We start from the raw sequence: 21,477 nt of genomic DNA, 5'->3' as shown, positions 1-21,477 counted from the left end.
GGGGCCCCCGCCGGGTGTGACGGAGGTGCGGTAGCGGGTTGCGGTGCTCACAACTCGTTGCAGGTCGGGACGCGCTGCACCTGGGCTGGAACAGCTGCACCGGGAGGTGGGGCCCCCTCGTCTGCAGCCGGAGGAATCGTGGCAGCAAACCGGCCGCCGATGACAGATGCATGCCACTGATTGGCCGGTTCATTACCGAAACCGTATGCATGGCGGTACGTCAGTTGTGCTACCACTTTGCAAAATCATGAACACGGTTTTCATGGTCCGGGCAAGGTTCGCCCACCGCCGGTGGTCACTGACCAGCCATCAGGGCCACCGGGCAGGCCGCCGGGCGGCCCGCAGCGCCGAGCGGGTGCGGCACGTCACAGATCCGGCCGTGCCAGGAACGGTTTCCGGCCACTGTTGCGCCGGAACGGAACCGGGCCCCGCACCGCTTGAACAGCGGTGTGGGGCCCGGCAGTTGTGCAGGTATACGGACCAGTTTGATTTCGGCTCGGCGCCGGACTCAGCCCTGGACGAACACCGCCACAGTGCGGCCCGGCACGGTGAACGTGCCGGTCGCGGCGTCGAAGCCGGACTGCTTCACCACCCCGTCCGCCCCGCCCGCCTGGACGGGGTGCAGCGCCTGGCTCGTCCCCTTCAGGGGCGCCACGGTCTGCGCCTGAGCGGTGGGCGTGGCGTTGAAGACCACGGTGATGCCCTTCTCCGCCCCCTTCAGCCCGGCCCCGTCGAGGTGCAGGGTAATCACCCCGGGTGCCTCGCCGGCGGTGCCGGAGAGCGGGTACGAGAGCCGCTGCTGGACGGCCGCCAGGGTCGGCAGCGAGAACAGCGGCGAGGACTGCTTGATCCGCAGGAACTCCTGGTACTGCGCCGAGGCCGCCCGGATGTCGGCCGCGCCGACGGTCAGCTTCGGGTTCGCCAGCAGGGACTGCGCGGTGGGCCACATCGCCTTGTTGTCGGCCGCCGGCGGCAGGCCGCGGCCCCAGCCGTTGCCGTCCGCGGCGTCCCAGTGGATCGCGTTGAACCAGTCCCCCGAGTCGTAGGAGTTGGCGTCGAGCGACTTGGAGCGCAGCAGGTCACTGCCGGCCTGGGCGAAGCCGGCGCCCTGGGTGAGCGCGGTGAGGGAGAGCGCGAGCGCCTGCATCCGGGCCCGGTCGGCGGGCGCGGTGGCGGTCGGCAGCTTGTACGCGAGCGCGTCGAACAGGTCGGTGTTGTCGTGGGCGTCCACGTACTCCACCGCCTCGCCCGGCTTGGCCGCGTACCCGGTCGGGGCGCCGTTGTAGTCGACCTGGGCGCCGGTGACGGCCTTCCCGGAGCTGTCGGTGAAGGCGTAGCCGGCCAGGTTGCCGGTCAGCCCCACCTTCAGCTGGTCCATCTGGTGCAGCAGCCGGGCCTTCTGCTCCTGCGGGGTGCCGTTCGCGGGCGTGCCGTTGGGGTCGGTGAACAGGCCGGAGACGAAGCCCTGTTGCGGGGCGGAGTCGAGCATGAAGTTGCCGCCGCGGGCGGCGTCGCGGAATCGGTCGTCGAAGGTGGCGATGCCGGTGCCGGCCAGGTTGGCCTGGGTGGCCTGCTCGAACCGGGCGTTGTTCGCGACGGCGCCGAAGTTCCAGCCCTCGCCGTACAGGAAGACGTTCTTCCCGTCCACGCCGTCCGAGTCCGGTGTCATCTTCCGCAGCGCGGCCTGCACATCCAGCATGGTGGACTTGGGATCCAGGCCCATCAGGTCGAAGCGGAAGCCGTCCACCTTGTACTCCCGGGCCCACAGGGTCACCGAGTCGACCACCAGCCGATTCATCATGGCGTGCTCGGGCGCGGTGTCGGCGCAGCAACTGTCCGTCGTCACCTTGCCCTCGGCGTCCAGCCGCTGGTAGTAGCCGGGGACCACCCGGTCCAGTACCGAGTGCTCGGCCTGTCCGCTGGCGGCGGTGTGGTTGTAGACCACGTCGAGCACCACCCGCAGTCCGGCCGCGTGCATCGCCTGCACCATCTGCCGGAACTGCACGGTGCGGGCGGTGCCTTCCGGGTCCGTCGCGTACGAGCCCTCCGGCACGTTGTAGTGCAGCGGGTCGTAGCCCCAGTTGTAGGCGTCGTCGGCGGCGACGGCCGCCACGCACTCCTGCTGCTTCGGGCCGTCCGCCGGAAGGGACTTGAGGTCGCAGGCCGGCAGTTTCTGGTCGGCCCGGTTCTCCCGGATGGTGGCGATGTCGAAGGTCGGCAGCAGGTGGATCGTCGTGACCCCGGCCTTGGCCAGTTCCCGCAGGTGCTGCATGCCGGCCGAGTTCGACTCGGTGAACGCCAGGTAGGTGCCGCGCTCGGCGGCCGGGACGGTGGAGTCCGCCACCGAGAAGTCCCGGACGTGCAGTTCCTGGATCTGCTGCTGCGCGGGCGGGACGGCCTGCGGGCGGGCGTGGTCGTCCCAGCCCGCGGGCTTGAGCTCCTTGGCGTCGAGGTCGGCGACCAGGCTGCGCTTCGAATCGGTGGAGAGCGCCACCGAGTACGGGTCGGTGACGGTGTCGACCACCAGCTGCTGCGCCGAGGGCGCCCAGACCTTCACCTGGTAGAGGTAGTACTTGCCGTCCAACTCGTGCTTGTCGCGGACGACTTCCCACACGCCGGTCTCGTCGTCCAGCTTCAGCGGCAGTGTCCTGGGGGTGCCTCCGGTCGGGCCGTCGAAGACCTGGACGGAGACGTCCTGCGCGGTCGGCGCCCAGACCGACAGTGCCACCTTGCCGTCGTAGTACGCCGGACCGAAGTCGACCTTGCCGGTCCGCCCGGCGTACAGGTCGTCCAGGACGCCGGGGGTCTGGACGCCGGTCGCGGCCAGGACGGCGCCGCTGGGCAGGTGTTCGGTGAACAGCAGCTGGCTGCGCAGCGCGGCCGGGACGCGGGCGGCGTCGCGGGCGTCCACGGTGAAGGCCCGGTAGCCCGCCAGGTGCGGGTACTTGGCCTTCTGCGCGTCGGTCAGCCCGCTCCTGACCGGGGTGAGCCGCAGCCACTGGCCGGGTTTGGTCAGCGTGCCCTGGTCGGCCCGGATGCCGCCGGCGGGGTCGTAGACCAGCTGGGCGCTGGTGCCGCCGGCCAGGGCGTCGTCGCCCGCGCCGTAGTTCGCCGGGACGACGACGGTCTTCGCGTCGATCCACTGCGCCTTGGCGCTGCCGAGGTCGAGTTGCGAGGAGGCGGCCGGGCTCTGCGGCAGCAGGTGGCCCTCGTGGCCGCCGAGGATCCAGATCTCCCTGCCGTCGACTGAGAAGTCCAGCGACTGGTCGGCGGGCAGATCCTTGTCGTTGCCCTTGTGCAGGATGTAGCTGAGGCTGGTCGCGCCGGGGGCCAGCGGCACCTCGAAGACGGCACCGAAGGTGTCACGGCGCACCGGCGTCAGCGGCTTGCCCCAGTCGGTGGGGGTGGCGGCGCCGGTCCAGTCGTGCAGGCCCCAGCCGTCGTAGTCGCCGTCGGCCCGGTTGTAGTGGATGACGGCGGTGTTCGCCGGCGGTGTGCCGGCCGGGCCGGGGGCGGCGGTGCGCACCGCCGGGTCGCCCTGCTTGAGCCACACCTCGCCGGTGCTGCCGACGTCGATGTGCCGGTCGGCGTCGCCGTCCTTGACGCCGTTCTTCTCCACGATGAACCCGACGTCCGAGGCGCCGGGCTTGAGCCGCACGTAGGCGAAGGCGCCGTAGGCGTCGCGCCCGGTGAAGGGGTGCCCGGCCGGCCACGGGGTGGCTTCGCCGTCGGCGAGGTCGCCCCAGGCGTAGAGGTTCCAGCCGTCGTAGTCGCCGTCCGGCCGGTTGTAGTGGACGACGGCGTACGGGCGGGCGCCGGCGGTGGGCGCGGGCTGGGGCGCGGGGGTGCCGGTGGTGAAGCCGGCGGTGGCGGAGCGCAGGTGGCCGCCGGAGTCCTGGACGACGGCCTTGTACCGGACGGCCGTGCCGGGGGCGACGGCGCCGAGGTCCTGCGTCACGAGGTATCGGCCGTTGTCGGCGGTGCCCAGGGTCTGCCAGGGCCCGTTGCCGATCTGGGCGGCGAAGCTCACCCGGTCGAAGCCGCCGCCGTCGACCTGGGCGCCCACCGTGACGAGCCCGGTGGAGCCGTCCGCCGGCGGCCGCACCGTGAGCTGCGGCGCCGCGCTGACGGCAGCGAGCTTGCCGGCCGCCTTGAACACGACGGAGGACAGTGCGGGGACGGTCACGGTGACCTTGCGGTCGGCGCCGCTGGTGACGCGCTCCCCCGCCGCCGGGTAGATCCGGTCGAAGCCCATCCCCGCCGAGAAGGTGTCCAGCGTGACGGTCTTCGCCTCGGTGGCGTTGTTGACCGCCGCCAGGTACTCGACCTGCTGCCCCGCGTCGATCCGGGAGAAGGCGTACACGCCCGGGCCGTCGGCGGCGTACCGCTCGATCTGCGCGCCGTCGGCCAGCGCCGGGTTGTCGCGGCGCAGCGCGGCCAGGCCCGCGATGCCCCGGTAGAGCTCGCCGTCCTGCCCGTACCGGTCGGCCGCGCCGGCGGGGCCGCCGAGCACCCGGTCGGTGTTGTACGAGGGCGTCCTCGACGCGAACAGGTCCTGCCGGGCGTCCTTGTCGCCGCCGGCGCCGGTGAAGCCCTGTTCGTCGCCGTAGTAGACGACGGGCTGGCCGCGGGTGAGGAACTGCAGCTCGCTGCCGAGCCGGTCCTTCCTGAGCAGGGTGGCGTCGTCGGCGCCCGGGTTGTCGGCGAGCAGGAAGGAGCCGAAGCGGCCCATGTCGTGGTTGCCGAGGAAGGTCGGCAGCTCGTACGCGTCGGTGTCGGCGCCGGTGTAGCGGTAGTCCTGGCCGTAGACGTCGGCGAGGGCCTTCGCCGAGCCGCCCTGGGAGACGTAGGAGCGGGCCGCGCCCTGGAACGGGAAGTCGAGGGTGGCCTGGAGCCTGCCCTTGGTGACGTACGGCGAGGTGATCGCCGGGTCGCCGGAGTGGACCTCGCCGAACATGAAGAACTTCTTGTTGCCCTGCTTGGCCGCGAAGTCCTTGAGCGCGGGCGCCCACTGCTGCCAGAACGCCATGTTGACGTGCTTGACGGTGTCGATCCGGAAGCCGTCCACGCCGGCGTCCTTGACCCACTGCTGGTAGACCTTCTCGAAGCCCTTCACCACCCGGGGGTTCTGGGTGTCGAGGTCGTCCAGGCCGCCGAAGTCGCCCTCGGTGGCGGATTCGCCGACGAAGGTCGAGTCGCCCCGGTTGTGGTAGAGCGAGGGGTCGTTGAGCCAGGACGGGGTCTTGGCGGTGGCGTCGCCGGGGTTGCGGAAGACCGGGGTGTACGGGAAGGAGTCCTTGGTGGTCCGCGGCCAGGGGGCGCCCGTGTCGGCGACGGCGGTCTCGTCGACCGGCTTCCCGTCCGCGTCGAGCGTCGGGTAGGCGCCGACGGAGCGGTAGCCGTGCTGCTGCTCGGCGTCGTCGATGACGTCGGCGGTGTGGTTGGTGATGACGTCGAAGAAGACCTTGATGCCGCGGGCGTGGGCCTTGGCTATCAGCTCCTTGAGCTGGTCGTTGGTGCCGAAGTGCGGGTCGACCTGGGTGAAGTCGGTGATCCAGTAGCCGTGGTAGCCCGCGGACGCTTCCGCGCCACTGCCCTGCACCGGCTTGTTCCTGAAGATCGGGGCCATCCAGATCGCGGTGGTGCCGAGGTCCTGGACGTAGTCGAGCTTGTTGATCAGGCCGGCCAGGTCGCCGCCGTGGTAGAAGCCCTTGTCGGCGGGGTCGAAGCCGTTCTCCAGCCGGCCGCCGGTGATGCCTCCGCTGTCGTTGGCGGTGTCGCCGTTGGCGAAGCGGTCGGGCAGGACGAAGTAGAACTGCTCGCGGGTGAGGTCGTGGCGCCCGGCGGTGGCCGCGAGCGCGGCGTCCGAGGGCGGGGCCGGCGGGGCGGCCGCCAGGGCGGCGGGGGCGCTGCCGAGTGTGGCGGCGGTCAGCGCGGCGGCCAGCAGGACGGCCGTGCGGCCGGGTCTGCGTAGGGACGTGCTCCGTCGGGGGCGGAGCGGGGCATCGGCCACTGAGGGCTCCCTTAGGGGGAAGGGGCGATCGAGTTCCCAGGAAGCTAGCGGCCTGCAATATGTTTCAGCAAGATGCAGAAACGGTTTCGTGGCAGGAAAATCCAGGTCGGCGACCGTCTCCGCCCACCCCGATTACTCACCCGGAGCGACGGGCGTGACAATGGGACGTATGCCCGTCCCACCGGTACGCCCCAGAACCCAGAGCACCCCCCACCCCGGTAGGAGCCGGCGTCTAGGCCTCAAGGGGGACAGCCGGTGAAGAATCCACTTCCGGAGGATGAGCAGACGGCTAAGAACGGTCTGGCAGACTTTCCGTCCATGGGGGAACCGACCGAGATCCAGCGAGGCGACGCCGGGCGCGCCGACGCGGCCAGCGGTGGCGGTTCCGCAGCAGTGCAGGCCGGTGCCGGCCGCCTGCCCGACGGAGCCACCCGCGCCGCCCAGTCCCGTACCGCCGCCCTGCGGGGCCGCGTCCGCGACCAGCGGCGTTCACCGGCCAGACCGCGGATCTGGATCGAGCTGGCCCTGATCGGGGTCAGCTACTGGATCTACTCCCTGGTCCGCAACGCGGTCCCGGAACAGGAAGCGATAGCCCAGAAGCACGCGCGCTGGATCTGGGACCTGGAGCAGCACCTCGGCATCGCCGTCGAGCGCTCGGTCAACCACGCGATGGACAGCGTCGGGTGGCTCATCACCGGGATGAACTACTACTACGCGACGCTGCACTTCATCATCACGATCGGCGTCCTGGTCTGGCTCTACCGCAGCCATCCCGGCCGTTACGCCGCAGCCCGCACCGTGCTGTTCGTCACCACCCTGATCGCCCTGGTCGGCTTCTACGCCTTCCCGCTGGCCCCGCCCCGGCTGATGACCGACGGCGGCTTCATCGACACCGTGAAGACCCACGGCACCTGGGGCTCGTTCGCCTCCGGGCCCGCCGCGCACGTCTCCAACCTGTACGCCGCGATGCCCTCGATGCACATCGGCTGGTCGATGTGGTGCGGCCTGGCGATCTTCTTCCTGGCCCGCCGGAAGTGGGTCCGGGCGCTCGGCCTGATGTACCCGGCCGCCACCCTGCTGGTCATCGTCTCCACCGCCAACCACTTCTGGATGGATGCCGTCGGCGGCGAGATCTGCCTGGCCACCGGCTTCCTCGCCGCCCGCTGGCTCTACCACGAGTGGGTCTACCGGCTGCCGCGGGTGCCCGCCCGGGAGACGGCGGCCGAGCAGCCGATCACCGTCCCGGAGCAGTGGAGCGAGCCCGCGGCCAGCTCCGCGCGCCGGTAGCCGTAGCCGTAGCCGCAGTCGCAGCCTCAGCCGACGAAGGCAAAGACGAAGACGAAGACGAAGGGGCCCCGGGCATGGGGCCCCTTTCGCATACCCGGCCGGCACCGGACGGCTCGGCTGGCAACCGGGCGCCTCAGCCGGTGCCGTAGAACAGCCGGTCCACCACCACCCTGGCCCGCCGGGTGGTCCGCCGGTAGTCGTCCAGCAACTCGCCGCTGTGCCCGGCGCCGTACCCGAGGTAGCGGGCCACCCCCGCCAGCTCCCGGGCCTCCCCCGGGAAGCTGTCGCCGGGCCGGCCGCGCACCAGCATCACCGCGGCCCGCACCCGGGAGGCCAGGACCCAGGCCGCCTCCAGCACCTCCCCGTCCTCGGGCTTCACCAGTCCGGCGGCCACGGCCGCCGCCAGCGCCGCCCTGGTCCGGGTGGTGCGCAGGCCCGGCAGCTCGTGCCCGTGCTGGAGCTGGAGCAGTTGGACGGTCCACTCCACGTCCGCCAGCCCGCCCCGCCCGATCTTGGTGTGGGTGGTCGGGTCGGCCCCGCGCGGCAGCCGCTCGGCCTCGATCCGGGCCTTGATCCGGCGGATCTCCACCAGGTCCCGCTCCGGCACGCCGCTGCCCGGGTAGCGCAGCGGGTCGATCAGCTGCCGGAACCGCGCGCCGAGCTCCGGGTCGCCGGCCACCGGCTCGGCCCGCAGCAGTGCCTGGCTCTCCCAGGCGTGCGACCAGCGCCGGTAGTAGGCCGCGTACGAGGCGAGGGTGCGCACGAGCGGTCCGCTGCGCCCCTCGGGCCGCAGGTCCGCGTCGACCAGCAGCGGCGGCTCGGTGGAGGGCGCACCCAGTTGGGCGCGCAGCTCGTGGCAGACCGCCTGGGCGGCCCGGGCGGCCTCCTCCTCCAGCGAGCCGAGCAGCGGCTCGTGGACGAAGAGCACGTCGGCGTCCGAGCCGTAGCCCAGCTCGTGGCCGCCGAAGCGGCCCATCGCGATCACCGAGATCCGGGTCGGCAGGTCCCCGTGTTCGGCCTCCCAGCCCGCGACGCAGGCGCGCAGCGCGCCCTGCAGGGTGGCGGCGTTGAGCGCGGTGAGCGCCTCGCCCCCGGTGTCCAGCGCCTCGGCGGGGTCCTCGCCGAGCCGGCCGAGGACGTCCGCGGCGGCCGTTCGGAACAGCTCCCGGCGGCGTACCGAGCGGGCGGCGGCCACGGCGGCGGTGGTGGATCCGGCCCGGCCGACGGCGGCCAGTATCTCCCCCTCCAGGGCGGCCCGGCCGCGGGGCTCCAGGCCCTGCGGGTCGCCCAGCATGGCGACCGCCTCGGGGGCGCGCAGCAGCAGGTCGGGGGCGAGCCGGCCGGCCGACAGCACCCGGGCCAGTTGCTCGGCGGCGCCGCTCTCGTCCCGTAGCAGCCGCAGGTACCAGGGGGTGCGGCCGAGGGCGTCGGAGACCTGGCGGAAGTTGAGCAGCCCGGCGTCCGGGTCGGCCGAGTCGGCGAACCAGCCGAGCAGCACCGGCAGCAGGGTCCGCTGGATCGCGGCCTTGCGGCTCACCCCGGAGGCGAGCGCGCTGATGTGCCGCAGCGCGGCGGCCGGGTCGGTGTAGCCGAGCGCCTCCAGCCGGGCCCGCGCGGCGTCCGGGGTCAGGCCGGCGGCGCCCGGCGGCAGTTCGGCGACGGCGTCGAGCAGCGGCCGGTAGAACAGCTTCTCGTGCAGCCGCCGGACTTCCACGGTGTGCCGCTTCCACTCGCGGTGCAGCGCGGCCACCGGGTCGGCGCGGGTGTCGTCGTTGATCAGCGCGGCCAGCGAGCGAGCCAGCCGGCGCAGGTCCTCCGCCGCGGTGGGCATCAGGTGGGTGCGGCGCAGCCGGTACAGCTGGATCCGGTGCTCCAGTGAGCGCAGGAAGCGGTACGCGGTGTCCAGCGAGGCGGCGTCCGCCCGGCCGACGTACCCGCCCCGGGAGAGCGCGGCCAGCGCCTCCAGGGTGTTGCCGCTGCGCAGCGCCGGGTCGGTGCGGCCGTGCACCAGTTGCAGCAGTTGGACGGAGAACTCGACGTCGCGCAGCCCGCCCGGCCCGAGCTTGAGCTGGCGGTCGAGTTCGGTGGCGGGGATGGAGTCGATCACCCGGCGGCGCATCTGCTGCACGTCGGCGACGAAGTTGTCCCGGGCGGCGGCCTGCCAGACCATCGGGGCGAGCGCTTCGACGTACGCGGCGCCGAGTTCGGCGTCCCCAGCGACCGGCCGGGCCTTGAGCAGGGCCTGGAACTCCCAGGTCTTGGCCCAGCGCTGGTAGTAGGCGAGGTGGCTGGCCAGGGTGCGCACCAGCGGCCCGTTGCGGCCCTCGGGCCGCAGGTTGGCGTCCACCGGCCAGATGGTGCCCTCGCCGGTGGTGTCCGCGCAGAGCCGGGTGAGGGCGGCGGCCAGCCGGGTGGCCGCCTTGACGGCCGTCTGCTCGTCGACGCCCTCGCGCGGCTCGGCGACGAAGATCACGTCCACGTCGGAGACGTAGTTGAGCTCGCGGCCGCCGCACTTGCCCATGCCGATGACCGCGAGCCGGCAGGCTGCGGCGGCCTCCGGGTCCTGTTCGGCGGCGAGGTCCAGGGCGGTCTGCAGGGTGGCGCCGGCCAGGTCGGCGAGTTCGGCGGCGGTGCGGGCGAGGTCGGTGGTGCCGGTCAGGTCGCGGGCGGCGATGGCGAGCAGGCAGCGGCGGTAGGCGGCCCGCAGCGCGTCCGCCGGGCTGCGGTCGCCGCCGCGGCCGCCCTGTGCCCGGACGCCCTCGGTCCGTACGGTCTCCGCCCGGACGACCTCGGTCAGCGTGCGGTGGAAGTCCTCCGGCCCCGGGTGCATGTCGCGCAGTTCGAAGGTGACCAGCACGTGCCAGTCGTGCGGGTGCCGGGCCAGGTGGTCGCCGAGCGCGGTCGAGACGCCGAGCACGCCGAGCAGCCGGTCGCGCAGCGGTTTGGAGGTGGTGAGGGTGTCGCGCAGGGTGCGCCGGTCGGCCTCGTCGGCGGCCTCCAGCAGCCGGGCCAGGCCCAGCAGGGCGAGGTCGGGGTCGGCGGTGGCGCCGAGGGCGTCCAGCAGCAGGGGGTCGTCGGCCAGCCCCTCCAGCCCTGGGCCCTCCAACAGCCGCACCGCCCGCGCCGGGTCGCTGAACCCGCGCCGGACCAGCCGGTTCTCCGGCCTGCTGACCCGGCTACCGGCCCGCTGCTCGTCCACCGCCATCGGCCCCTCCATCCGTCCGCCCCAGCAGGTTACGCGCCCGCGCGGCCCACCGCCGGACACGGCCACCGGACGCGGCCCCGAACACGACCGCCGCACACGACCGCCGAACGGACACCGGGTGGACGACGACCCGGGCCGGGCCCCCGGCGTGACCTCGTGCCCGCCGCGCTCGTTCACCCGGGCACCGGTCCCCCGGCTTCCCCCTCCCCCGCTCCGGAGCCCCGATGCCCAGCCGTCTGCCCTCGCTCACCGGGCTGCGCTTCTGGGCCGCCCTGCTGGTGGTGCTCTACCACCTGTCCCGTAAGGCGGGAGAGGTGCCGCTGCTCAGCGCCCTTGCCTGGTACGGGCGTTCGGGCGTGACGTTCTTCTTCGTGCTCTCCGGCTTCGTCCTCGCCTGGACCTACCGGGACTCCCCCACCCCGGCCGCCGTCTTCGCCCGCCGCCGCTTCGCCCGGATCTTTCCGCTGCACGTGCTGACCACCGCGCTCTCCCTGGGCGCGGACGCCGCGATCGGCGCGGCCCTGCCGGTCGTGGCCGCGCTCTGGTCGCTGGCGCTGGTGCACCCGTGGGCGCCGTCCACCGTGTACGGGGGCAACCCGGCGTCCTGGTCGCTGGGCGCCGAGGCGTGGTTCTACCTGCTGTTCCCGTTCCTGCTGCGCCTGCTGGCCCCGCGCCGCCGCACCTGGCTGCCGCTCGCGGCGCTCTGCTCGCTGCTCGGCCCGGCGCTGTGGGCGGCGGGCGCCCTGCTGCCCGCCGACCCGGCGCTGCGCGGCTGGCTGCTGGACTACCTGCCGCTGACCCGGACCCCGCAGTTCGTCCTCGGCGTGGTCACCGGCCTGGCCGTCCGCCGCGGCCTGCTCCCCCGGCCGCGGCTCGCCCCGGCGGCCGCCGCCGTGGTCGCCTGGCACGTCGTGCTGGTCCCGTGGCACGCCGCCGTCCCCGACGCCCTCTGGTACGGCCCGTACAGCGCCGCCCAGTTGCTGCCCGCGCCGCTGTTCGCCGCCCTGCTGGCCGCCGCCGCCGGGCGCGACGCGACCGCGACGGCGCCCCGGCTACTGGCCGGCCGCACGGCCGTACGGCTCGGCGAGTGGTCGTACGCCTGGTACCTGGCGCACGAGATCGGCATCCGCTGCTGGCTCGCCGTGCTGGGCCGCCCGGCGGCGGGCGCCGCGGTGCTCGGTGTCTGGCTGCTGCTGGCCGGCGGTTCGCTGGCCGTCGCGGCCGCCCTCCACCGCTGGGTGGAGCGCCCCTGCGAGCGGCTGCTGCGCGGCGCCCCGCGCGGCCGGGACGCGACGGCGCCGCTGCCGCCCCGCGTGGTGCGGGTGGTGCGGCAGCGGCGCCGTGGCCGCTCGGGTGCGGCGGCGGGCGATCAGCCTTCGGCGGAGCCGTCGAGGTTGATGTAGGCGTAGAAGACGCCGATGTCGTAGCCGTCCTTCTGGGTCTTGTAGATGGCGGTGATGTCGGTGTCGCCGTTGCGCAGGAACGGCGAGACGTCCCAGCGGTTGGAGTCGTAGCCGAAGTTGTTGCGGTTGTACGGGGTGCGGACGAACTGGTCGGCCGGGGTCAGCTCCTCGATGGTGGAGTTGAAGGAGTCGTTCGGGGCGTGGTTGACGTCCTGGAAGACCGTCTGCGGGCCGTTGGTGGACTTGAAGGAGAGGGTGTCCCCGGTCCACTTGAGGTCCCCGTCGTAGACCACCCAGCCGATCTTGCCGCCGACCGGGCCGGACTTCGGCGTGTTCAGCCCGGTGAGCTGGATCCTGCGCTCGGGGCTGTCGGGCAGCTCGACCTGGAAGCCGTCCCACAGGTGGATGTGCCGCATCGGCTTGCAGTCGTTCTCGTACGCGACCACGATCGTCCAGCCGCCCCAGCTGTGCGGCTTCACCACCGAGTCCATGTCGGCGACGGTGTAGGTGCCGTTGCCGGCCTGCCTGACCAGGTCGGTGATGTCGGCGGAGGCCTGGTAGCTGCTCTCCACGTCGGTGGTGATGTAGCCGATGGACGGCTGGTCGTTGGCGATGTTGCGGTACTGGTTCTCGCCCGGGACCTTCAGGTACACCTCGTCGATCTGGTTCTCCGGGAGCACGGTGTCGCCGATGCCGCGGGTGCCGCCCCAGTAGAGGCGGGCGTACTTGACGTTGGAGCCGTCGAGCAGGCCGAGGTCCGCGGAGCTGGCGGAGTAGATCGGGTCACCGAGCGGGCCGACCGCGCCCGGGTCGATGTTGATGTACTTCATCTCGTACTTGTTGTTGATCGGCATGCTGCCGAGGCCCTGGCGGGCGTCCTCGCACGGCGGCTGCGCCGCGTCCAGCGGCGCCTTGGTCTCGTCACAGGTCATCAGCGAGTTGCTGATCCGGGTGATGGAGCCGTGGAAGTCGCCCTCGAAGCGGGTGGTGAACGGCAGCGGGTTCTCGGCGAGGGTCTCGGCCCGCGGCTGCGCGTGCTGCGGGCCCGAGCCGGAGCCGGAGCCCCGGGCATCGGCGAGCGTCGGTGCGGCCAGCAACTGGCCCGCGACGGCGGCGAGGGCGGCGCCCGCGACGCCGATCCGGCGGGCGAGCAGACGGGCGGCAGCGGCACGGCTGACGGAGGAGGTCATGTGATCCTCTCAGGACGGAACGGACGAGAACGCCCATCGGACCACAACGTTCCGTCACAGGATCGTCACATACCGCCACAGGTGAATCGATCCGTCCGAGATCCACTCCTTAGGAGGGCCCGCTGTCGTCCTCCCGAAGGACAGCGGGCCCGGGGCGGTTTGAACGGCCGTCAGCCGGCCGTCACCCGCTCACAGCACCTGGAGGTTCTTCCGCAGCTCGAACGGCGTCACCTCGGAGCGGTACTCCTCCCACTCCTGGCGCTTGTTGCGCAGGAAGAAGTCGAAGACGTGCTCGCCCAGCGTCTCGGCGACGAGTTCGCTGCGCTGCATCAGGTCGATGGCCTCGCCGAGGTTCTGCGGCATCGGCTGGATGCCGAGGGCGCGGCGCTCGGAGTCGGACAGCGCCCACACGTCGTCGTCGGCGCCGGGCGGCAGCTCGTAGCCCTCCTCGATGCCCTTGAGGCCGGCCGCGAGGGTGACGGCGTAGGCGAGGTAGGGGTTGCAGCCGGTGTCGAGGGAGCGGACCTCGATCCGGGTGGAGCCCTGCTTGCCCGGCTTGTACATCGGCACCCGGATCAGCGCGGAGCGGTTGTTGTGGCCCCAGCAGATGTAGGACGGCGCCTCGCCGCCGGCGCCGGCGGTGCGCTGGGAGCCGCCCCAGATCCGCTTGTACGAGTTCACCCACTGGTTGGTGACGGCGGCGATCTCGGCGGCGTGCTTCAGCAGGCCGGCGATGAAGGACCTGCCGACCTTGGACAGCTGGTATTCGGCGCCGGACTCGTGGAAGGCGTTGCGGTCGCCCTCGAACAGCGAGAGGTGGGTGTGCATGCCGCTGCCGGGGTGCTCGGAGAAGGGCTTGGGCATGAAGCTCGCGTGCACGCCCTGCTCCAGCGCGACCTCCTTCATGACCAGCCGGAAGGTCATGATGTTGTCGGCGGTGGACAGCGCGTCGGCGTAGCGCAGGTCGATCTCCTGCTGGCCCGGGGCGCCCTCGTGGTGCGAGAACTCGACCGAGATGCCCATCGACTCCAGCATGGTGATCGCCTGCCGGCGGAAGTCGTGGCCGACGCCGCGCGGGGTGTGGTCGAAGTAGCCGGACTGGTCGGCGGGGATCGGCGGGGTTCCGTCACCGGGCAGGTTCTTCAGCAGGAAGAACTCGATCTCCGGGTGGGTGTAGAACGTGAAGCCCTGCTCGGAGGCCTTCTCCAGGGTCCGCTTGAGCACGAACCGGGGGTCGGCGAAGGACGGCGAGCCGTCCGGCATCAGGATGTCGCAGAACATCCGGGCGGTGCCCGGGGTCTCCGAGCGCCACGGCAGGATCTGGAAGGTGGTCGGGTCCGGCTTGGCGATCATGTCGGACTCGTACACCCGGGCGAAGCCCTCGATCGCGGAGCCGTCGAAGCCGATGCCCTCCTCGAAGGCCTGCTCCAACTCGGCCGGTGCCACCGCGACCGACTTGAGGAACCCGAGCACGTCGGTGAACCACAGCCGGACGAACCGGATGTCACGCTCTTCGAGCGTCCGAAGCACGAACTGCTGCTGCTTGCCCATGGGGACAGTCTCACCTCTGCTCTTTACGCTCGTGTTACGCCCCGGAGGCCTCCGGAGGACCACTGCCCGCGATTGCCCCCATCATGGCCGATCGTCGCCCGGGACGGCAGTGCCGCCCCCGGGTCGGACCCCCTCCCGGGACATCGCGTCAGATAGACGATTACACTCGGGGGCATGCCCAAACTCCGTCTCGCCCTGAGCCAGATCGACCCCTGGGTCGGTGACCTCGCCCGCAACAGCGCTGAGGTGGTGCGCTGGACCAAGCAGGCCGTCGAGGCCGGCGCGCAGCTGGTCGCCTTCCCCGAGATGGCCCTCACCGGGTACCCGGTCGAGGACCTCGCCCTGCGCCGCTCCTTCGTCGAGGCCTCGCGCGAAGCACTGGTGGAGCTGGCCGGCCGGCTGGCGGCCGACGGGCTGGGCGAGGTGCCGGTGGTGGTCGGCTACCTCGGGCGCTCCGAGCACGCCTCGCCGCGGTTCCACCGCCCGGCCGGGTCGCCGCAGAACTGCGCCGCCGTACTGCACCGGGGCGCCGTGGTGACCCGCTTCGCCAAGCACCACCTGCCCAACTACGGCGTGTTCGACGAGTTCCGCTGGTTCGTCCCGGGCGACCAGCTGCCGGTGGTCCGGGTGCACGGGGTGGACGTCGCGCTGGCGATCTGCGAGGACATCTGGCAGGACGGCGGCCGGGTGACGGCGGCCCGCGAGGCCGAGGCCGGGCTGCTGCTGGTCGTCAACGGCTCGCCGTACGAGCGGAACAAGGACGACCAGCGGCTGGAGCTGGTCCGCCGCCGGGCGGCCGAGGCGGGCTGCACCCTGGCGTACGTCAACATGGTCGGCGGCCAGGACGAGCTGGTCTTCGACGGCGACTCGATCGTCGTCGGCGCGGACGGCGAAGTCCTCGCCCGCTCCCCGCAGTTCGAGGAGCACCTGCTGGTGCTGGACCTCGACCTGCCGGCCGCCAGCAGCGACCACACCGACGGCCTGCTGCTGACCGACGGCCTGCACCTGGTCCGCTGCGAGCTGCCGGGCGAGCCGCGGCCCGCGCCCGCCGGGCAGCCGGTCGCCGGGCCGGTCGCCGAGGTCGCGCCGCGGCTGTCCGACGAGGCGGAGATCTGGGCCGCGCTGGTCTCCGGCACCCGGGCGTACGTCGCCAAGAACGGCTTCAGGTCCGTCCTGATCGGCCTGTCCGGCGGCATCGACTCGGCGCTGGTGGCCTCGATCGCGGTGGACGCGATCGGCGCCGACCACGTGTACTGCGTGTCGATGCCGAGCCGCTACTCCTCCGAGCACTCCAAGGAGGACGCGGCCGAGCTGGCCCGCCGCACCGGCCTGCACCTGCGGACCGTCTCCATCGCCCCGATGTTCGACGCCTACCTGGCCGCCACCGAGCTGACCGGCCTGGCCGAGGAGAACCTGCAGTCCCGGCTGCGCGGCACCCTGCTGATGGCGATCTCCAACCAGGAGGGGCACATCGTGCTCGCGCCCGGCAACAAGAGCGAGCTGGCGGTCGGCTACTCGACCCTGTACGGCGACTCGGTGGGCGCGTACGGGCCGATCAAGGACGTCTACAAGTCGCTGGTCTTCCGGCTGGCCCACTGGCGCAACGAGGAGGCCGGGCGGCGCGGCGAGGTGCCGCCGATCCCGGAGAACACCATCACCAAGCCGCCGTCCGCCGAGCTGCGGCCGGACCAGATGGACAGCGACTCGCTGCCGGACTACGACCTGCTGGACAGCGTGCTGGCCCGCTACATCGAGGGCGACGAGGGGCGGGACGCGATCGTGGCGGCCGGCTTCGACCCCGCCGTGGTCGACCGGGTGGTGCGGCTGGTGGACACCGCCGAGTACAAGCGGCGCCAGTACCCGCCGGGCCCGAAGATCTCGGTCAAGAACTTCGGCCGGGACCGGCGCCTGCCGATCACCAACCGGTGGCGCCGGGGCTGACCCGGCGCCGGGGGGCGGCCATTACGCGGAGTACCGGTAGGTGGCGGCCACCGCGAGGTGGTCGCTGCCGTCCTGCGGCAGGGTGCGGGAGTCGACCGGTTCGAGGCCGCCCCGGCTCATGATCTGGTCGATCCGGGCCATCGGGAAGGACGCCGGCCAGCTGAAGCCGAAGCCGTCCCCGGCGGCGCCCTGGGCCGAGCGCATCTGCGAGGTGACGGGCGCGAGGCTGCGGTCGTTCATGGTGCCGTTGAGGTCGCCGAGCAGCAGCACCTTCCGGACCGGCTCGGCCCGGATCGCGTGGCCGAGCGCCTGCGCGCTGAGGTCCCGCTGGTCGACGGTGAAGCCGCCCTCGGCCTTCAGCCGCACCGAGGGCAGGTGCGCGACGTACACCGCGACCGGGCCCTGCGGGGTGCCGACCTCGGCCCGGAACGCCCTGGTCCAGCCCATCCTGAGGTCCACCGGCGCGACCCCGCTGATCGGGTACTTCGACCAGAGCCCGACCGTGCCCTCCACCGAGTGGTACGGGTAGGCCTCGGCGAGCCCGGTCTCGTACGAGCGCATCGCCTTGCCGGCCAGCTCCTGCAGGGCGACGATCTGGGCGCCGGAGGCCACCAGCCCGCGGATGGTGGCCGGCACGTCGGTGTTGGCGGCGGCGACGTTGTGGGTGACCACCGTCAGGTCGCCCTTGCCGCCGCTCTTGTCGGTCAGCAGCCCGCCGAACAGGTTGGCCCAGAGCGCGACGGGCAGCAGCAGGGCGAGCAGCGCGGTGGCGGAGCGGCGCAGCAGCGCGGGCACCAGCAGCACCGGGACGGCCAGGCCCAGCCAGGGCAGGAAGGTCTCCAGCAGGCTGCCGAGGTTGCCGACGCCGTTGGGCACCTCGGCGTGGAAGGCGAGCAGTGCGGCGGTGAGCAGCGCCAGGACGGCGATCACCAGGCCGCGCCGCCAGGTGGTGCTGCCGCGGCCGTCGCGGCCCCAGCCCCGCAGGCCGAGGAAGCCGCCGGCCCGAGCCGCGGGGGCCGGGTCGTCGGCGCCTCCGGGGGCCGCGATCCGTTCGGTCCTGTCCGCCTGCGCCATGCCGTGGCTCCCGTTCGCTCGTGCCGTCCGCCGGTCCGGAGTCCGCCCCGCGGGGTACGGGGGCGGCGCCGGGCGGCTGCCGGTTCGATCGGATTCCCGGCTCAGCCTATGCCGGGACAGACGTCACTCCCCCGGAGCGGGTTGCGGCGCGGCCCGGTTTGGTGAGCCAGGCCACGTCCGGCGAGGTCAGCGGGGTTCGAGGTCAGCGGGGCGCGAGGCCTTCGAGCAGCGAGTCGACCATGGTGCGGGCCAGGTCCGGGTCCTCCAGGTCGGAGTCGTCCCACAGGATGCTGCGGTAGAGGATCGGGCCCATCAGCAGGTCGCCCAGCAGGTCCAGGTCGAGGTCGGCGCGGAGCACGCCCTCGTCCACGGCGCGGCGGATCAGGGCCAGCCCGGCTTCGCGGCGCGGTTTGATCACCCGTTCGCGGTAGGCGTTGTGCAGCTCGGGCAGGCTGTGCATCTGGCCGAAGGCGGCCTTGAGCACCCAGCGGGTGCGCTTGGCGAGGCCGCGCCGGCGCATGTAGTCGACCAGTTCGATCAGGTCGGCCCGCGCGCCGTCGCCGGTCGGCCCCGGCATCGGGACCTCCAGCCGGCTGACCACGTCGACCAGCAGGGCCTCCTTGTTGGGCCAGCGCCGGTAGATGGTGGCCTTGCCGACGCCGGCGGCGGTGGCGATGCCCTCGATGGTGAGCTCCGACATCGCGGTACCGCCCGCCATCAGGTCCTCGACCGCGGCGAAGATGGCCTGTTCGGCGGCCTCGCTGCGCGGGCGGCCGCGGCGGGTGGCGCAGGCCGGCCCGGTGTCGGCGGTCGGGACGGCCGTCCTGGCGGTCGGGGTGTCCGTGTTCATCCCCGCTGTTCTCCTCGCTGTCCCCGGGCGCCCGGGCGCCGTCCGTCTCGTGGGCGGTCCGTGCGACGGGCGGGGGCCCGCCGGACCGAGGCCCTGCCGCCCCGGGTGCACCCGGGGTGGCAGGGCCATTGTCACTCAGTCGTCACCGGCCGTTCGGCCGGTGTCCGGTCCGACCGAAGGTCAGGCCTCCGCGCCGGCGGTCTCCCGGGGCTCGTCCCGGTGCTCGGCGGCCGGAGCGGCCGGGCCGCCGGGGGCGGCCGTGCGGCGCGGGAGCAGGAACCAGGCGACCAGCGCGCCGATCAGCGAGATGCCCACCGAGAGGGCGGCGACCACGTGCATGGCGTGGATGAAGGCGTCGTCCGCCGGGCCGATCAGCGCCTTGCCGCCCGGTATCCGGTCGGCGATGGCCACGGTGGCCTCCAGCGACTCTCCCGCCTTGTCGCGCAGCCCCTCGGGCAGCTGGTCGAGCGTGTCGGACATCCCGTCGCGGTAGACGGTGGAGAGCACCGCGCCGAGCACGGCGACCCCGAGCGAGCCGCCGACCTGGCGGAAGGTGTTGTTGACGGCGGAGCCGGCTCCGGCCTTCTCCCGGGGCAGCGAGCCCATGATCGCGACGGTGACCGGCGGCATGACGTGGGCCATGCCGGCGCCCATCACCAGGCCGAGCACGATCAGCACCCAGATGGGCGTGGTGGTGGTCAGCACGGTGTAGCCGACGAAGCCGATCGCGACCAGCACCATGCCGACCGCGGCGGTGGCGGCGACGCCGAAGCGGTCGACCACCAGCCGGGCCCGCGGCGCGAACACCAGCTGGGCGACCGCCAGCGGCAGCATCAGCAGGCCGGCCTGCAGCGCGCTGTAGCCGCGCACGCTCTGGATGTAGAAGACGCCGAAGAAGGAGACGCCCATCAGGGCGAAGAAGATCACGCCGACGACCACCACGGAGGCGCTGAACACCTTGTTGCGGAACCAGGTGACGTCCAGCGCGGGGAACGGCGTGCGGTGCTCGAACCAGACGAAGGCGACCAGCGCGGCCACGCCGAGCAGGGTCGGCCCCCAGGCCCCGACGGCGGTGAAGTCGGCCAGCTCGCCGCCCTTGATGATGCCGTAGATCAGCGCGACCAGGCCGATGATCGACAGCAGTACGCCGACCGGGTCGAGCTTGCCCGGGTTGGGGTCCTTGGACTCGGGCACCAGGATGGCCATCGCGATCACCGCGACGATCACGATCGGGACGTTGATCAGGAAGACCGAGCCCCACCAGAAGTGCTCGATCAGCAGACCGCCGGTGATCGGGCCGATGGCGATGGCCAGGCCGACGGCGCCGGCCCAGATGCCGATCGCCTTGGGCTGCTCGGAACGCTCGAAGACGTTCATGATGATCGCCAGCGTGGCGGGCATCGCGAGCGCGGCGCCGACGCCCATCAGGGCGCGGAAGCCGATGAGTTCACCGGGCGAGCCCGCCATCGCGGACAGCAGCGAGGCGAGGCCGAAGACCACCATGCCGGCCAGCAGCGCGAGCTTGCGGCCGAAGCGGTCGCCGAGCAGGCCGGAGGTGAAGAGCAGCCCCGCGAACACCAGGGTGTAGGAGTTGATCGACCACTCCAGGTCGCTCTGGGTGGCGCCGAGGCCGACCGGAGCGGGGGTCGCGATGGTCTTCATCGCGACGTTGAGGATCGAGTTGTCGAGCACGACGACGAGCAGGGCGAGCACCAGGGTGCAGAGGATCGCCCAGCGCCGACGGTGGATGGCTTCCGGCACGCGAGGTGGCGCGGCTGCGGTGGTCATTGGTCTTCCCGTCCGTGTTGGCGTGGCACTGGCGGGCAAATTCCGAGTCGGAAACGTCTCGTAACCCCCCGGCACCAGAGTAGCGGCGATTACGATACGAGACGACCCCGTTTCGCAAAAAGGAGGCAAAGCCGGAGGCCTCCCGCGCACCCTCGCGCGCGGCGCCCCGCACGCCCGGTGTGGCGTGGATCGCACCGGGCCGACCGCACCCCTCTTTGCGCCCGCGCCGGGGCGTGCAAGCATGGAGGGGATCCGGGGACGCCGCACGGCGCCACGAGACGACAACCCTTCAGGAGTCCGTTCGATGAACGCTTCTTCGCCTTCGCCTGCCCAGAACCAGGCACCGACCGCCACCCTCTACGGCGGGGTCACCAGCCGCCGCGTCACCGTCCGCGACCTCGCCGCCGCCAAGCAGCGCGGCGAGAAGTGGTCGATGCTCACCGCCTACGACGCCCTCACCGCAGGCGTGTTCGACGAGGCCGGCATCCCGGTGCTGCTGGTCGGCGACTCGGCGGGCAACTGCCACCTCGGCTACGAGACGACCGTGCCGGTGACCATGGATCAGATGGTGATGCTCTCCGCCGCCGTCGTCCGCGGCACCAAGCGCGCGATGATCGTCGCCGACCTGCCGTTCGGCTCGTACCAGGAGTCCCCCGCGCAGGCCATGCACAACGCGGCCCGGCTGATGAAGGAGGCCGGGGTCGGCGCGGTCAAGCTGGAGGGCGGGGAGCGCAGCGCCCGCTCGATCGAGCTGCTGGTCGAGGCCGGTGTCCCGGTGATGGCCCACATCGGCCTCACCCCGCAGTCCGTGCACGCCCTCGGCGGCTACCCCGTCCAGGGCCGCGGCGACGAGGCGGCGCACCAGCTGCTGCGCGACGCCAAGGCCGTCCAGGAGGCGGGCGCCTTCTCCGTGGTGCTGGAGGCGGTGCCGGCCGAGCTGGCCGCCCAGGTCACCGAGCAGCTGGCGATCCCGACCGTCGGCATCGGCGGCGGCCCCGACACGGACGCCCAGGTACTGGTCTGGACCGACATGGCCGGCATGACGGCCGGCCGGGTGCCGAAGTTCGTCAAGCAGTACGCCGACCTGCGGACCGTCCTGGGCGACGCCGCCCGGGCGTTCGCCGACGACGTCCGGGGCGGCGCCTTCCCGGCGGAGGAGCACAGCTTCCACTGAC

At 72.6% G+C, this 21,477-nt stretch carries 11 protein-coding genes; 4 read left to right on the top strand and 7 right to left on the bottom strand.

The features are described from left to right. Positions 1–508: 508 nt before the first annotated feature. Positions 509–6,013, bottom strand: coding sequence for a pullulanase-type alpha-1,6-glucosidase (gene pulA, locus AC0B61_RS11375; RefSeq protein ID WP_471740395.1), 5,505 nt, complete (start codon positions 6,011–6,013; stop codon positions 509–511). Between the two features lie 318 nt (positions 6,014–6,331). Here pulA and AC0B61_RS11370 point away from each other — a divergent pair, with 318 nt between their 5' ends. Then, a complete protein-coding gene (locus AC0B61_RS11370) occupies positions 6,332–7,300 on the top strand; it encodes a phosphatase PAP2 family protein (RefSeq protein WP_471740394.1) in 969 nt (322 codons plus the stop codon). 133 nt (positions 7,301–7,433) lie between these two features. Here the strand turns inward: AC0B61_RS11370 and AC0B61_RS11365 are convergent, their stop codons facing one another. Further along, the gene (locus AC0B61_RS11365; RefSeq protein WP_471740393.1) at positions 7,434–10,505 is read right to left on the bottom strand and encodes a bifunctional [glutamine synthetase] adenylyltransferase/[glutamine synthetase]-adenylyl-L-tyrosine phosphorylase; all 3,072 of its coding nucleotides are present in this window, start codon (positions 10,503–10,505) and stop codon (positions 7,434–7,436) included. A 224-nt stretch (positions 10,506–10,729) separates the two neighbouring features. Between AC0B61_RS11365 and AC0B61_RS11360 the strand changes: the two genes are divergently transcribed. Further along, a complete protein-coding gene (locus tag AC0B61_RS11360) occupies positions 10,730–11,908 on the top strand; it encodes an acyltransferase family protein (RefSeq protein ID WP_471740392.1) in 1,179 nt (392 codons plus the stop codon). Here the strand turns inward: AC0B61_RS11360 and AC0B61_RS11355 are convergent. Continuing rightward, positions 11,875–13,098 carry a hypothetical protein gene (locus tag AC0B61_RS11355; RefSeq protein WP_471740391.1) on the bottom strand — a complete coding sequence of 408 codons (1,224 nt, stop codon included), beginning with the start codon at positions 13,096–13,098 and terminating at the stop codon, positions 11,875–11,877. The two genes, AC0B61_RS11360 and AC0B61_RS11355, sit on opposite strands and share 34 nt — an antisense overlap. A gap of 189 nt (positions 13,099–13,287) precedes the next feature. Beyond that, on the bottom strand, positions 13,288–14,649 hold the full coding sequence (gene glnA / locus AC0B61_RS11350) for a type I glutamate--ammonia ligase (RefSeq protein ID WP_471740390.1): 1,362 nt from the start codon (positions 14,647–14,649) through the stop codon (positions 13,288–13,290). Between the two features lie 174 nt (positions 14,650–14,823). Here glnA and AC0B61_RS11345 point away from each other — a divergent pair, with 174 nt between their 5' ends. Next, the gene (locus AC0B61_RS11345) at positions 14,824–16,590 is read left to right on the top strand and encodes an NAD+ synthase (RefSeq protein WP_471740389.1); all 1,767 of its coding nucleotides are present in this window, start codon (positions 14,824–14,826) and stop codon (positions 16,588–16,590) included. Positions 16,591–16,611: 21 nt separating this feature from the next. On the opposite strand, the gene AC0B61_RS11340 is transcribed toward AC0B61_RS11345, so the two are convergent. From AC0B61_RS11340 to AC0B61_RS11330, 3 genes are all read right to left on the bottom strand, one after another. Then, positions 16,612–17,664, bottom strand: a complete 1,053-nt coding sequence (locus tag AC0B61_RS11340) for an endonuclease/exonuclease/phosphatase family protein (RefSeq protein ID WP_471740388.1) — start codon at positions 17,662–17,664, stop codon at positions 16,612–16,614. A gap of 202 nt (positions 17,665–17,866) precedes the next feature. After that, positions 17,867–18,514 (bottom strand): TetR/AcrR family transcriptional regulator, encoded by a 648-nt coding sequence (locus tag AC0B61_RS11335; protein WP_471740387.1) that lies wholly within the window; start codon positions 18,512–18,514, stop codon positions 17,867–17,869. 180 nt (positions 18,515–18,694) lie between these two features. After that, positions 18,695–20,302 (bottom strand): MFS transporter, encoded by a 1,608-nt coding sequence (locus AC0B61_RS11330; RefSeq protein WP_471740386.1) that lies wholly within the window; start codon positions 20,300–20,302, stop codon positions 18,695–18,697. A 304-nt stretch (positions 20,303–20,606) separates the two neighbouring features. Between AC0B61_RS11330 and panB the strand changes: the two genes are divergently transcribed. Next, positions 20,607–21,476, top strand: a complete 870-nt coding sequence (panB, locus tag AC0B61_RS11325) for a 3-methyl-2-oxobutanoate hydroxymethyltransferase (RefSeq protein WP_471740385.1) — start codon at positions 20,607–20,609, stop codon at positions 21,474–21,476. Position 21,477 lies beyond the last annotated feature (1 nt).

The sequence above is a fragment of the Kitasatospora sp. NPDC023385 genome, assembly GCF_055664045.1.
The sequence above is the reverse complement of the archived record's forward strand: the minus strand, read 5'-3'. Positions and strand labels throughout refer to the sequence as shown.

Excerpts from the sequence above, each read along its gene's own strand:
- AC0B61_RS11370 (WP_471740394.1), top strand. The coding sequence starts at position 6,332 with ATGGGGGAACCGACCGAGATCCAGCGAGGCGACGCCGGGCGCGCCGAC.
- AC0B61_RS11365 (WP_471740393.1), bottom strand. The coding sequence starts at position 10,505 with ATGGCGGTGGACGAGCAGCGGGCCGGTAGCCGGGTCAGCAGGCCGGAG.
- AC0B61_RS11360 (WP_471740392.1), top strand. The coding sequence starts at position 10,730 with ATGCCCAGCCGTCTGCCCTCGCTCACCGGGCTGCGCTTCTGGGCCGCC.
- AC0B61_RS11355 (WP_471740391.1), bottom strand. The coding sequence starts at position 13,098 with ATGACCTCCTCCGTCAGCCGTGCCGCTGCCGCCCGTCTGCTCGCCCGC.
- glnA (WP_471740390.1), bottom strand. The coding sequence starts at position 14,649 with ATGGGCAAGCAGCAGCAGTTCGTGCTTCGGACGCTCGAAGAGCGTGAC.
- AC0B61_RS11345 (WP_471740389.1), top strand. The coding sequence starts at position 14,824 with ATGCCCAAACTCCGTCTCGCCCTGAGCCAGATCGACCCCTGGGTCGGT.
- AC0B61_RS11340 (WP_471740388.1), bottom strand. The coding sequence starts at position 17,664 with ATGGCGCAGGCGGACAGGACCGAACGGATCGCGGCCCCCGGAGGCGCC.
- AC0B61_RS11335 (WP_471740387.1), bottom strand. The coding sequence starts at position 18,514 with ATGAACACGGACACCCCGACCGCCAGGACGGCCGTCCCGACCGCCGAC.
- AC0B61_RS11330 (WP_471740386.1), bottom strand. The coding sequence starts at position 20,302 with ATGACCACCGCAGCCGCGCCACCTCGCGTGCCGGAAGCCATCCACCGT.
- panB (WP_471740385.1), top strand. The coding sequence starts at position 20,607 with ATGAACGCTTCTTCGCCTTCGCCTGCCCAGAACCAGGCACCGACCGCC.